The organism is Synechocystis sp. FACHB-908, from assembly GCF_014698595.1.
Lineage (GTDB): Bacteria > Cyanobacteriota > Cyanobacteriia > Cyanobacteriales > Microcystaceae > Synechocystis.
Genome location: NZ_JACJTH010000027.1, coordinates 56,234 through 69,942, shown reverse-complemented (window position 1 = coordinate 69,942; position 13,709 = coordinate 56,234). Strand labels below are relative to the sequence as shown.

Here is a 13,709-nt window from a genome sequence, read left to right as displayed (position 1 = left end):
AAACGGGGGTAATAAAACCTCCCCCAGACCGACAACGGCGATCGCCAAAGTCAGAATTGAGGCAGCGATAGCGTAAAATCTGATCACAAATTGCCTATTTTCTGCGAACCCTAGGCGAAAATTCCTCGCAATCCCAAGCTCAATGTCCGATTTTCTTTTACAAAGTAGTTGGTTTATTCCTTTTTATGGTCTGATTGGGTCGATCCTTAGCCTGCCTTGGTCATTTCGCCTGATTAAACAAACGGGCCCTAGACCGGCGGCCTACTTCAATGTTTTCATGACTTTGGTTTCTGCCATCCATGGCATGGTTGCCCTCTCAGCCATTTGGCAAACACCGAGTGAGCAAATTGTTTTCCATTGGCTCCAGGTGGCGGATTTAGACCTCACCTTGGCGGTGGAGATTTCCCCGGTTAGTTTGGGGGCCCTATCGGTGGTGACTGGCATCAGTTTTTTAGTCCAGATTTTTGGTCTGGGCTACATGGAGAAGGACTGGTCCTTAGCTCGGTTCTATGGACTACTGGGATTTTTCGAAGCGGCCCTGGGGGGCATTGCCCTGAGTGATTCCCTATTTTTAAGCTATGGCCTGTTGGAAATGCTAACCCTTTCCACCTATCTTTTGGTGGGTTTTTGGTATGCCCAGCCCCTGGTGGTTACCGCCGCCCGGGATGCTTTTTTAACCAAAAGGGTGGGGGATATTATTCTCCTCATGGGGGTAGTGGCCCTCTCTAGCTATGGTCAGGGTTTAACTTTTTCCCAGTTGGACAACTGGGCTAGTACGGTGCCAGTGACCGGCATCACCGCTACTTTGTTGGGACTATCTCTAATTGCTGGCCCCACCGGCAAATGCGCTCAATTTCCCCTCAATCTTTGGTTGGACGAAGCCATGGAGGGCCCGAATCCGGCGGGCATTATGCGTAATTCGGTGGTGGTGTCAGCCGGTGCCTATGTGTTGATTAAGTTACAGCCGGTGTTTACCCTCTCCCCGATCGCCTCCAAGACCTTGATTGTACTGGGGACATTGACGGTGGTGATGACGTCGTTGATTGCCATTGCCCAGATTGACATTAAGCGTACCCTTTCCCATTCGACCAGCGTTTACCTGGGATTGGTATTTATTGCGGTGGGTTTAGGGCAGGTAGACATTGCCTTTCTGTTGCTCTTCGCCCATGCGATCGCCAAAGCTTTGTTATTTATGAGCATTGGTTCGATTATTTTCACCACCAGCGGTCAAAATATCACTGAAATGGGGGGATTATGGAATCGTATGCCCGTGACCACAACTTCCTTTGTGGTGGGTTCTGCGGGATTGTTGGCGGTTTTTCCCCTAGGCATGTTTTGGACTTGGCAAAAATGGTTTAGTGGAGACTGGTTGGTAAGCTGGCCCCTATTGGCTTTATTGATCTTTGTTAACCTCTTTTCTGCCCTCAATTTAACCAGGGTGTTTCGTTTAGTATTTCTGGGTAAACCCCAGCCCAAAACCCGCCGGGCCCCGGAAGTACCCTGGCCCATGGCGGTGCCCATGGTGAGTTTGATCATTGTGACTCTGCTGGTGCCCATTGCCCCCTTGCAGTGGTCTTTTTGGTTATCAGCCACCTATCCCCTCGGTTTAACTTCCCCCGTTACCCAATGGGCCATGCCTCTCCTGATGGTGGCGGGAATTACAGGAATTTTGTTGGGTAGTCTTATGCCTTTACGACGGAATCTCTCTCGCTCAAGTCGACTGCCGGTGCGTTTCCTGCAGGATTTGTTCGCCTACGATGTTTATTTGGATAAAATTTATGGCGCTACGGTAGTGGCAGCGGTGGCGGCGATCGCCAAAATCAGCACTTGGTTTGATCGTTACGTCATCGACGGCATAGTCAACCTAGTCAGTTTGGTAACTATTTTCAGCGGCAGTGCCCTCAAATATAATGTCACCGGGCAGTCACAATTTTATCTGCTCACCATCTTGGTGGGGGTAGCCCTGCTGATCTGGTTTTCCCTCAGCGGTCAATGGATGGCGATCAGGCAGTTTTGGTCCAGTTGGTTGTCCCTAATTCTTCCTTAATTGAGGGAAGATCAAAACTAATTAATCTTGATTTAAAACTAACTTTTTCTGATTTGCTTGATGTTAACCTAATTTTTATCAAATTTTTTTAGCTTGATAGTATCTAATTAAATTTTTACCAAGCCAACTTAAATTTAACTAACTTTACATAAGTCTTAATTCCCATGCTCAGTGCTCTCATCTGGGGCCCCATTTTTGGAGCTATTCTCATTGCTATTATTCCGAACCCTGACCATGATTGTTACTCCCGCAAAATTGCCTTAGGCATTATGGTGGCCATGGCTGGGCTGAGCGTTTTATTAGCTGGGCAATTTAACATCAGTGATCCCCAGATGCAGTTTGTGGAATATTATCCCTGGTTGCCAAGTTTGGGTTTGAATTATCACCTAGGGGTTGATGGGCTATCTCTGCCCTTATTGTTGCTGAACAGTGCTTTGGTGGTAATTGCCATTTTTAGTACCAATACCGAGATAGAAAGACCGAGATTTTACTATGCCTTATTGTTGCTTCTCAGTGGTGGGGTAGCAGGGGCATTTTTAGCCCAAGATTTGCTCTTATTTTTCCTCTTTTTTGAGCTGGAAATTATTCCTCTTTATTTTCTCATTGCCATTTGGGGAGGACAACGGCGGGGTTATGCAGCTATGAAGTTTTTGCTTTACACTGCCCTGTCCGGTTTTCTGGTACTAGTGTCTTTCTTGGGTTGGTTCTGGTTGACCAAGGCGCCCAACTTTGACTACAATCCCAGCTTGGCCGATGCCCTTCCAGTAAAAACCCAAATGTTGCTCTTGTTGCCCCTACTGCTCGGTTTGGGCATTAAAATTCCCATTTTCCCCTTCCACACCTGGCTACCGGATGCCCACGTGGAAGCTTCCACTCCCGTTTCTGTCTTGTTGGCAGGGGTTTTACTTAAACTAGGCACCTATGGCTTACTGCGTTTTGGATTGGGGCTTTACCTGGAGGCCTGGGTGGAATTTGCCCCCTATTTAGCAACCCTAGCGGCTATTAGCGCCCTTTATGGTGCTTCCTGTGCGATCGCTCAAAAGGATATGAAAAAAGTGGTGGCCTATTCTTCCATTGCCCACATGGGTTATATTCTCTTGGCTGCTGCCGCCGCTACCCGCTTGAGTGTGACCGCCGCTTCGGCTCAGATGGTGAGCCATGGCATCATTTCTGCCCTGCTGTTTCTGTTGGTGGGGGTAGTGTATAAAAAAACCGGCAGTCGGGACGTGGATAAATTGCAAGGACTGTTAACTCCCGAACGGGGTTTACCCATCACCGGCAGTTTGATGATTCTCGGTGTCATGGCCAGCGCTGGCATTCCAGGCATGGTGGGCTTTATTGCTGAATTTTTGGTATTCCGGGGCAGTTTTCCGATTTTCCCTACCCAAACCCTCCTGTGCTTAATTGGTAGCGGTTTAACGGCAGTTTATTTCCTGTTAATGATTAATCGGGTTTTCTTTGGCCGTCTCACCATGGAACTGTCCCATTTACCTAAGGTGCGTTGGCAGGAACAAATTCCGGCGATCGCCTTGGCGGTGGTCATCATTGCTTTGGGCATTCAACCCCATTGGTTAACCCAGTGGAGTGAGCCCCAAACGGCGGTTTTGTTGACAGGGCACCCAGATTTAGTCAGTGTGCCAGCCCCGCCCCGCATCGAAATTGAAGTCAAGGAATTGGGGGAAGTGTAGGGCTCCAGCAAACCGAAGTGAGTTTAACCCACAATGATAGAAGAGCAATAATTCCCTGATCGCCAGAGCTTTTCCGTATATCATCCGCAAAAGTGTGTTACGCCGATTAGCATACCCTTAAATGAACTATATGTTCCCCATGTTCCCCCGGAAAGTTCTTGGATGTAGTACGAGCAACTATTCGTCTCAAGAACTACTCCTAGCGCACTGTTGGAATCAATTTCTCCCAAAAAGCAGGGAATTAGCCTAAACAATTTGGGAGTAGTATCTTGGCTATAACTTTCTAAGCCACGTCGTCATGGGCAAAGCGGTTATAGAGGAAGTCGAGGGCGTAGTTACGTAGCTGGTAATAGGTGGGGTCTTCCATAATCCTGTCCCGGTCCCGGGGGCGAGAAAAGGGTATGGTCATAATTTCGCCAATGTTGGCGTGGGGGCCATTGGTCATCATCACAAGGCGATCGGCCAGGAAGAGGGCTTCATCAATGTCGTGGGTGATCATCAACACGGTGCAGCGGTGGTCATTCCAGATTTGTAGTAACTCTTCCTGTAATTCCTCCTTGGTGATAGCATCCAAGGCTCCAAATGGTTCATCAAGGATTAGCACTTCTGGACGAATGGCCAGGGCCCGGGCAATGGAGACCCTTTGCTTCATGCCGCCAGAAATTTGCCCCGGTTTTTTATCCATGGAATCGGTTAGGCCCACCATGGCTAAATGGTCTTTGGCGATCGCCCGTTTTTCCGCTTCTGTTTTTTGGGAATGGACAGCATCTACGGCAATGTACACATTTTCCAGGGCAGTTAACCAAGGCAGTAGGGCATAGTTTTGGAATACCACCATGCGATCGGGGCCAGGCTCAGTGATGATTTTTCCTCCCACCTGCACAGAGCCGTCTGTGGGACTGGCAAAACCGGACACCATATTGAGCAGAGTTGATTTACCACAACCGGAGTGGCCAATGACGCAAATAAATTCCCCTTCGTTAACGGTGAGGTTGACATTTTCCAACACCGTGTAAGGACCCTTGGCGGTGGGGTACACCTTGGAAACGTTTTCGATGGTTAAAAAGGCAGTGGTTTTTTGATCCGATGGAGTTGCAGTAGGCATGGCGCGCTGGGATTTTAAGGTTTGCATATCGGTGAGCGGGAAATAGTTTCGGTTTGAGTTTTATCGGTTTGGTTCCAAAACCCTGTTAGGTAAGGGAATTTAGGCAAAAACTGGGGCTGGGGTGGGGTTATCAAGATGTACTTCAGCAATGGTGAAATTGCGATGAATGACAGTTTGATTCAGGTAGGCAATGGGGTCATCGGCGTTAAATACTTTCCCGTCAAAAAGGGCGATCGGTTGCCGCTGATAGTTCACGTCGTAGCCCAATTCCCGGGCGGCGGTACTAAATACCCCGACTCGACAAACCCGCTCTAAAATTTCCACCCAGTTGCGGGGAAAGGGAATATCTCCCCAGCGGGCCATTTGGGTCATCATCCAAAGATGTTCGGTACGACTGGGACGGTTAAATTGATCGCCAAAGAAAAGATGGTGGGAATATTCCACGGGATTGCCTAGGCGGCAGGTGCGGCCTTCGGGATCACCCAGGTGAATATAGTCAATGTTGGTGCTGAGGTATTGACGGGTGGCCAACAGTTCCCGAATTTCCATTTCGTGGTTGGGGTCAGCGCAGTAGGCACAGGCTTCCAACAGAGCTTTCACCAAGGCCACATGAGTATTGGGATGGGCGATCGCCCAATCTTCCCGCACTCCTAAAACTTTACCGGGGTGATTTTGCCAAATTTCCAAATCGGTGGCAATGCTAAACCCAGCCCCTTCCATGGAAGCCCGTAAATTCCAGGGTTCGCTGACACAATAGCCGTCAATGGTGCCTGCCTTCAGATCGGCTACCATCTGGGCCGGGGGAATGGTTTTCAGATGCACATCCCGGTCTGGGTTGATGTTGTGGGCCGCCAGCCAATAGCGCAACAGGAGGTTATGCATGGAGGAAGGGTGGACCATGCCCAGGGTGTGGCGATCGCCGTCCGAGGCCAATAGAAGCTGGCGAAAATCCTCGGCGGTGTAAATGCCTTGGTCGTAGAGTTTTTTACTGAGGGTAATGGCGTTGCCGTTGCGGGTCATGGTCAAAGCGCTGACCACGGGAATGGATTGTTCCCGATAACCCCCTGCGGTTAGCCAAGTGGGCATCCCCGCTGGCATTTGAGCCCCATCTAGGTAACCCCCAGCGATGCCGTCCACAATGCCCCGCCAACTGGTTTCCCGCACCAAGCTCACTTCATCTAAGCCATGCTTGGCAAAAAAGCCTTTTTCCTGGGCCACCACCAGGGGCGCACAGGCCACCAGGGGCACATAGCCCAATTCCAGATTGACTTTTTCTAGGCCATGTCTGGCGATCGCCGTGGTTTTTTTCGCCCGTAATTTTTTGATCCGTTTTTGTTGGTTGAGGAAGTAAATAATCTCGCTGCGGAGGCTGTAGTAACTAGGGTGTTCTACCACTTCCATGCGTTTACGGGGGCGGGGAATATCCACTTCCAAAATACCGCCAATGTTGGAACCGGGGCCATTGGTTAGCATCACAATCCGATCTGATAATAAAACCGCTTCATCCACGTCGTGGGTAACCATCACCGCTGTGACTTGATACTGTTCACAAATGCGCATTAATTGCTCTTGTAAATTGCCCCTGGTCAAAGCATCCAACGCGCCAAAGGGTTCATCCAGTAACAATAATTTTGGTCGAATGGCCAACGCCCTGGCGATCGCCACCCGTTGTTTCATTCCCCCGGATAATTCACCGGGCCGCTTATCCACTGCATGGCCTAGGCCCACTAAATTAATGTGTTCTTCAACAATGGCCTTGCGTTCCGCCGCCGATGCCCCCTTCATCACCTCATCCACAGCGAGGGCAATATTTTGCTTCACCGTTAACCAAGGCAGTAGGGAGTAATTTTGGAAAATCACCATTTTGTCCGGGCCGGGCTGCTTGATCCGCTGACCTTCCAGGGTAACAATGCCTTCACTTGGTAAATCTAACCCCGCAATCATATTTAGCAAAGTTGACTTACCACAGCCGGAGTGGCCAATCAGGGAAACAAATTCCCCCTTTTTAATTTCCAAGTTAATCCCCTTGAGGGCGATGTATTCACCTCCATCGGTGAGGGAAAAAACCTTATCGATATTATCAACAGCAACAAAAAGACTCATGGTGGGTCAGAAGATTGATTAAATGGATAAGATACTAGGCCAATAATGCCTAAGAATGTGTTTGGAAAGTTTTATTCCGCCCTCTAAATCGACCTGCTAAAGCTCCAGAAATACTGGGGAACTTTCACTCGGTTTCCCCCCAAATTTGGGGGGGCAGGGGGGCTTTTAAACAGGCTCTAAAATGTGAACGTCGTCCGTAGGGCAAAGACCCCTGTTGTACTATTGTTAGAGTCGCCTTCCGGATTAAAAATTACAAACGCACCGGGAGTAATGCTGAGATTGTTGTTGATCTTGTAGTTATAAAACGCTTCGATTTGGTAGGGCGTGGCACGGTTGCTGATATTGGCGGGTGTTAAAGTTGCCCCATTACCGGCCCCAACCCTAGTGAGGGGTTGACCAAACATCAAACCGGCCGTATTACCTTCCACAAAGGCATCCGGGAAATAAAGCCCAGCCATCCAACTAGCAAGATCGGTAAAAGCCGAACCGCCATTGGCCTGATCCACCATGAAGTAAGCACCATAGCCGGTGAAGTAAATGCTGGAATTAATACGCCAAGTTAAGGTCGCCCCCACCGAATTAACGTTAACTGGGGTTGTCAACGGTAGGCCGCCTAGGGTTCCCGCCGCTGCCCCGGTTAGTCCCGTACCTAAAATATTGAGCTGGTGGTAGCTATAGGCATAGTTGAAACCAAGATCGAGATTTTCGGTGGGATAGAGGGTTAATTGGGTTGCCGCCACAAAACTGCCGTTGAATAAGCCCGCTCCGAGGGGAGTGCCGGGAAAGCCTTCATTTTGGGGAATAGCAGCGTTGACAGAGCCGTAAAGGGCGCGCCAATCGACCACATCGTTAGGCTTGTAAATGAAGCCGGCAGCCGAGGCTAAACCCGTTTCCGTTGTTCCCCCCGAGACCCGTAGTACCGGGTTAATGGCAAAAGCCCGGGAAAGAGTGCCCTGACCTTCACTGGCAAAGGGGACAATGGTGGGAAAAGCATCGGTGACTTCCGCTTTCGGTCCAACAAAAACGGTGAAATTATCTGCTACCGGTGTGACATAGAGCAATTTATACAGACATACGCTGTTATTGCCACAACTGGGTTGGAGATTTTGGGGATTAAAACCAGCAAACTGGGGTTCATAGTTAAAACTGGTCATGCCTTCACCCAAAATTGAGGCATCGTTGGGAAAAAGAGTTTCCGCCACACTTCCCGTGCCGGTAATGGGTTTTCCAGCAGTAAAGTTATAGGCCTGCAAACCCGTAATTAAGGCATCTTTACCGGTAAAGCTAGTGGTGAGGTTTAAGCGCACCCGATCGTTAAAAACTATCTGGGCATTATCCGAATCCGGTTCTCCCCCGGTGGCACCACTAATGGAAAAAATCACTTCCCCATTCAGTTTGGTGGTGGTGGAAAATTGATTGTCTTCCAGGTAGGCTGTACGGGTTTCCAGGTTATCAACCCTGGCCCCCAAAGCAGCCAGTTCTGCTTCAAATTCCCTTGCCAGCCGTTGGAGCTTGTCAATATCGGCCCGAATGACGGCCACATTTTCCTGTATTAACCGCTCCATCACGTTCATACAGGCATTGAGACCAGCGGCAAATTCCCAACGACTGAGGGCACGATCGCCGCGGAAAGTGCGATCGGGGTAACCCACAATGCAACCGTAACGCTCTACTAAACTTTTTAAGGCTTCATAGGCCCAATCCGTTGGTTGCACATCCCGCAACTCCGAAACCGATGTCACTTGGCCCATGGGCTGGTCCAGCAAGGTAGTCAGTTCCTGCACCGGAGTAATTACCATGGGATCGACATCCTCATACAGCATCTGAGCCCCAGCGGAACCAGGGAATGTGGTTAGGCTAGTAACGGTAGCAAATCCTGCGAGCCAAGTGAATCGATATTGTTTCATTGCGATGAATTCCTCTAATTTTGATCGTTTATGGTTAGCGGTGAAAAAAAGTCCGTGGTCTCCTTTTTTCTCCAAGGCAAATTGTTAACCTCCTGAGGTCGGTGAGTTTGTTATTGTCCTGGGGCAATTAACTTTTGGAGATAGGCAATGCCTCGGTCTAGGAGTAAACCCACCGCACCGATGTAAAACACTGCCAAGATAATTTCGCTGATGTAATTCTGTTGATAGGCATCCCAGATAAAAAAGCCGATGCCGACAATACCTGACATGACAATTTCTGCTGCAATAATTGCCAACCAAGCTAAACCAATGGCAATTCGTAAGCCGGTAAAAATATAGGGTAGTGCTGAGGGAATAAGAATTTTAAAGAAGAACTTTTGGGGAGACAAGCGTAACACTTTACGCACATTAATATAATCCTGCGGAATCTGTTTTACCCCTTCCGTTGTATTAATTAAAATCGGCCACACCGAGGTAATGAAAATAACGAAAATTGCCGCTGGTTGATTTTGCTGGAGAGCCACCAAAGCAATGGGAACCCATGCCAAGGGAGCGACCATCCGTAGAAATTGAAAAATTGGATCAAGAGCCTTATCTAGCAAGGGTTGAGTACCTACCAAAATCCCCGTGCTAATGCCAACAATGGCGGCGAGGGAATAACCTTGAGCAACCCGCCCTAAACTAGCGAGGGTTTGCCAAAATAACCCCTTATCCAAACCGCCCTGGTCGTAAAAGGGATACATCAACAGGGTGCGGGTACGGGGATCGGTCCACAAACTGCTGGGGGGGGGAAGTTTAATCAGACCTGCGCTGGAAATTAACTGCCACAACAATAAAAAGCCTAAGATTCCGAATATAGGGGGCAAAATGTCACCCCGACGCTTACGCCAAAACTTTTGTAGGGGATTGGCCCCCGCCGCCCGATTTTTCCTTTGGGAAATGGTAGTGGTCATTATTGTCTCCTTGATAGTAATGGATTAATCATCAACAATGAAATGGCTTAATTAATAGCTAGTTAGACTTTTTTGATTGCCAAACTTTGCAGATAAGCCGATGGATTAGCAGGGTCAAAGGTAATGCCATCAAAGAACGTTTCTACGCCCCGGGAAGTGCTGCTAGGAATGTCGGCAGTAAATCCAGCTTCCGTTGCTGCTTCTCGCCACAAATCTTCGCGATTAACTTTGTCAATAATTTTTTGAGCTGTATCTAAATCGGGGATGGCGTTTTTATGGAAACCCCAACGAATACTTTCTGTGAGGAACCATAAATCATGGCTCTTATAGGGGTAGGAAACATTGCCAATGCCGTCCTTCCAGTAGAGGGGACCTTTTTGGAAATCATCAATGGCAGGCTGACCATCTCCCATGGTGTATTGACCTTTAAAGGGAGACTCTAAAATGGTGGTGGGAACATTGAAATAATTTCTACCGGACACAATCTGTACAACTTCAGGACGATTTTTGGGGTCATCAATCCACTGTTGGGCTTCCATAATTCCCTTCAGTAATGCCTTGGTTGCCTTGGGATTTTTATCTACCCAATCCGCTCGAATGGCGAGGTACTCTTCCGGGTGATAGGGCCAAATTTGGGCAGTTAAACCGGCCATGTAGCCAATGTTTTCTGTCACGATGCGATAGGGCCAAGGATCTCCAGTGCTAAAAGCATCCATGGTACCGTTGCGCATGCCCTGGACTGTTTCAGCGGGAGGCACAGCCAGTAGGTCAATATCGGTGTCAGGATCAACGCCTCCGGCCGCAAACCAGTAACGAATCCAAAAATCTTGGTTAACGTTAGGGAAGGTGTGGGCTGCCTTAAATTTGCGGCCATTGGTTTTGTTAAAGCCCTTGATATAGTCCGCCGCTTTGGTGATATCCAGGTTTACCCCTTTGCCTTCATGCATTGGTGCTACGGCAATACCATTTCCCTGGGTAATCAATTGGGCCAATACATACATGGGCACCTTGTTGCCATTGGTAATGATCCCTTCCGTAATCAGGTGAGGCATGGGCATTTGCCATTGGCCGCCATCGATGCCGCCTCCCTGGGAACCAATGGTGACGTTATCTCTAGCGGAGGCCCAGTTGGCTTGTTTGGAGACTTCCACACCGGTCATGCCATATTTGGCAAAGAAACCTTTTTCTTGAGCAATGATCAATGGGGCAGCTTCCACAATGGGAATGTAGCCTAGTTTGATATTGGCGGTTTCGGGCATCATTTCTGGGCTAATATCCCCGGCCGCTTGGGGAGAAGGGTTAGTACCGGTGCTGGCGGCGTTGGGATCGGGGGGATTGCCGGCACAACCCTTCAGAAATAAAGCCCCTGTGGCAGTGGCGGCGGAGGTGAGCAAAAATTTACGTCGATTGAATGAACCCATAACTTTGATTGATTTTTTCTATGAAAAAAGGCAGACAGAAAAATTAAATAAGCGCCATGGATATCCCCGGTTTACGGAAGAGCACTGGGGCTCCTAGGCTAGGTAAACCAGGGGACGCTTTAAACTGCCTGCCCGAGGACAATGACTAATCCAAGGGGACTTGAATGATCTGATTATTAAGGAAAGCTAAAAATAGATAAATATCCAATTTTTTATGTAATTTATAGAAGTAGTCTATAAAATTAATCCACTATGAAAAATGCCACCCTCCACCAATTTGAGGTTTTTGCGGCGATCGCCAGGACGGGGAGTTTCACCAAGGCGGCGGAGGAATTGTTTCTGACCCAGCCCACGGTTTCCCAGCAGATGAAGCAACTCACCAAGGCGATCGGGGTGCCGCTTTATGAACAAATTGGCCGAAAAATCTATTTAACCGAAGCAGGACAAGCGGTTTTAGACGCTAGCAAAAACATTACCTCTTGCCTGGATCAATTGCAGGAAGTGATTGCTGACCTCCAGGGCTTAAAAAAAGGTAACCTGCGCCTAGCAACTATTACCACAGGCAAATATTTTGTGCCACGACTTTTGGGGGAATTTCGTCAACAATATCCAGGCATTTCCATCTCTCTACAAATTGGCAATCGTCAACAAATTTTGGAGCGTTTGGCGAATAATTTAGACGATTTATACTTTTTGGGTAAACCGCCCTCAAATCTTGATATTAATATCCGCCACTTTTTAGAAAATCCCCTCGTGGTAATTGCGTCTCGCCAGCACCCATTAGTCAAGGAAAAGAAAATTTCTTTGGAAAGACTAGTCAATGAACCCTTGATTATGAGGGAATCAGGCTCTGGAACCAGAATGGCAGTGGAAGAATTTTTCAGCGAAAACCGCCTAAAAATGAATGTAGAGATGGAGATTAGTAGTAATGAAGCCATTAAACAGGCAGTTTATGGTGGGCTGGGAATCTCAATTTTATCGCTGTATTCTTTGGCATTGGAGGGAATCAATGGCCCCCTAGCGGTGCTAGACGTGGAAGGATTTCCCTTACAAAAACACTGGTATATTATTTATCAAAAATCGAAGCAATTATCCATTGTGGCCCAAACTTTTTTAGATTATTTGTTTGCCCATGATGAAGCAGTTTCCATTGCCCAAATTTTTTAAAAACCATCGTTGCCGAAAGCTCCGGCTGACAGAGATCAACGCTGCCCATTAGCCCATTGATAATCGGGAAACTTTGCCGACCACTACGCCTCAAAGATTGTTTTCAACGCCCCCCGGTTCTCCAAAGCTTGGGGGAAAATTGGAGAACAGCCCTTTATTGTGGGGAGATCTAGGGATGAACTAAAGATAATGGGAGATAAGTCAGGCTAACCCTTAGCCATGATTTCCTGAAAGGCTTGGAGATCAAAATGGGTGGCAATCAACTGTTGGATACATTGCACCTTGACTGGTTCTTGCAGGCGTACATTACCAAAGGCCTGATCAACAATTTCCACGGTGGTTAGGGTGTCTTGGTCCACAGAGAGGATGGGAATTTCTAAATCCTGGGCTCGGCTGATAATCAGGGGTTGAGGTCCGGCGTGGCCAGTCAAAATTAAGCAACTGGTGGAGGTTTCTAGGGCAGCTAGTTGTAAATCGGTACGATCGCCGCCGGTGACCACAGCTTTATTTTCCCCTTGACGGAAATATTCCAGGGCAGAGTTAACGTTCATAGCCCCAATGGTGAGACTCTCCACCATCAAATCCAGATGCTCTTCACTACAGAGGACTTTGGCATTTAGTTGATGGGCTAGTTCCCGCACACTAACGCTTCTGAGCAAACGGTCTTCCGCCAACAGACCAAGCACCGCAATACCATGGCTTTCCAAAAAAGGCTTGACCAAATCTTTGGTCTCCGGCAAGGCCTCCAGGGGAATGTCATTGATCACCACCCCTTTGAGGCTATCCCCCAGGGTTTGTCGAGCTTTGAGGAGGCCATCCACCACCAAGGGGGAATGGTAGCGACCCACCAACAGCACTGCAGCGTTAATTTTGGCCGCTAATTCAGAAAAGGAAAGCCCGAATAAACTACCTTCCCAGAGATTGCCTGGACCTTCCAACAAAACTAAATCCGCCGTTAGACCTTGGATGGATGCCTCTAGGGCTTCGGCATAATTAGTTTGATCCTGGCCTTGGAGGCGTCGGGTAATGGTCTTTTCGTCCAAAAATACCAGGGGTTTACGCACCTGGGCTGGTGCCAACTCCAAACTCTGGCTAATAAATTCAATGTCTGCTTCTTCCAGGGCTGCCGCCGCCTTATTCATGGCCGTACCAATGGGCTTGCCGTAGGCGATCGCCATGCCCTGTTGTTGCAAAAGCCGGGCCAAACCGAGAATAATCCCCGATTTGCCGCTGTAGGGCTCCAAAGACCCGACTAATAAACATTGGGGTGAATTGGCCACTGGAACGCTCCTGACTAGATGGACTAGGTAAAAAAATT

The 13,709-nt window shown here is 48.5% G+C and carries 9 protein-coding genes; 3 read left to right on the top strand and 6 right to left on the bottom strand.

The genetic code is table 11. From position 1 onward, the window contains the following. The first annotated feature begins 142 nt into the window (after positions 1-142). Together H6G46_RS09520 and H6G46_RS09515 are read left to right on the top strand one after the other, a co-directional pair. Entirely contained in the window at positions 143-2,047 is a 1,905-nt protein-coding gene (locus tag H6G46_RS09520; protein ID WP_010874033.1) for an NAD(P)H-quinone oxidoreductase subunit F, read from the top strand. Positions 2,048-2,211: 164 nt separating this feature from the next. Further along, positions 2,212-3,735 (top strand): NADH-quinone oxidoreductase subunit M, encoded by a 1,524-nt coding sequence (locus H6G46_RS09515; protein WP_010874032.1) that lies wholly within the window; start codon positions 2,212-2,214, stop codon positions 3,733-3,735. A 283-nt stretch (positions 3,736-4,018) separates the two neighbouring features. Here the strand turns inward: H6G46_RS09515 and H6G46_RS09510 are convergent, their stop codons facing one another. The 5 genes from H6G46_RS09510 to H6G46_RS09490 all read right to left on the bottom strand — a co-directional run bounded on the left by H6G46_RS09510 (position 4,019) and on the right by H6G46_RS09490 (position 11,224). Next, positions 4,019-4,867, bottom strand: coding sequence for a nitrate ABC transporter ATP-binding protein (locus H6G46_RS09510; protein ID WP_010874031.1), 849 nt, complete (start codon positions 4,865-4,867; stop codon positions 4,019-4,021). A 72-nt stretch (positions 4,868-4,939) separates the two neighbouring features. Beyond that, positions 4,940-6,943 carry a nitrate ABC transporter ATP-binding protein gene (locus tag H6G46_RS09505; protein WP_010874030.1) on the bottom strand — a complete coding sequence of 668 codons (2,004 nt, stop codon included), beginning with the start codon at positions 6,941-6,943 and terminating at the stop codon, positions 4,940-4,942. Positions 6,944-7,119: 176 nt separating this feature from the next. Beyond that, complete coding sequence (locus H6G46_RS09500) at positions 7,120-8,850, bottom strand: iron uptake porin (RefSeq protein ID WP_010874029.1); 1,731 nt, start codon at positions 8,848-8,850, stop codon at positions 7,120-7,122. A gap of 110 nt (positions 8,851-8,960) precedes the next feature. Further along, on the bottom strand, positions 8,961-9,803 hold the full coding sequence (ntrB, locus tag H6G46_RS09495) for a nitrate ABC transporter permease (protein ID WP_010874028.1): 843 nt from the start codon (positions 9,801-9,803) through the stop codon (positions 8,961-8,963). Between the two features lie 62 nt (positions 9,804-9,865). Further along, positions 9,866-11,224: a CmpA/NrtA family ABC transporter substrate-binding protein gene (locus H6G46_RS09490; RefSeq protein ID WP_010874027.1), complete on the bottom strand. Its 1,359-nt coding sequence runs from the start codon at positions 11,222-11,224 to the stop codon at positions 9,866-9,868. Positions 11,225-11,476: 252 nt separating this feature from the next. On the opposite strand from H6G46_RS09490, the gene cmpR reads away from it, so the two are divergent. Further along, complete coding sequence (gene cmpR / locus H6G46_RS09485; RefSeq protein ID WP_010874026.1) at positions 11,477-12,391, top strand: HTH-type transcriptional activator CmpR; 915 nt, start codon at positions 11,477-11,479, stop codon at positions 12,389-12,391. Between the two features lie 206 nt (positions 12,392-12,597). Here the strand turns inward: cmpR and H6G46_RS09480 are convergent, their stop codons facing one another. Then, positions 12,598-13,671: a phosphotransacetylase family protein gene (locus H6G46_RS09480; protein ID WP_010874025.1), complete on the bottom strand. Its 1,074-nt coding sequence runs from the start codon at positions 13,669-13,671 to the stop codon at positions 12,598-12,600. Positions 13,672-13,709 lie beyond the last annotated feature (38 nt).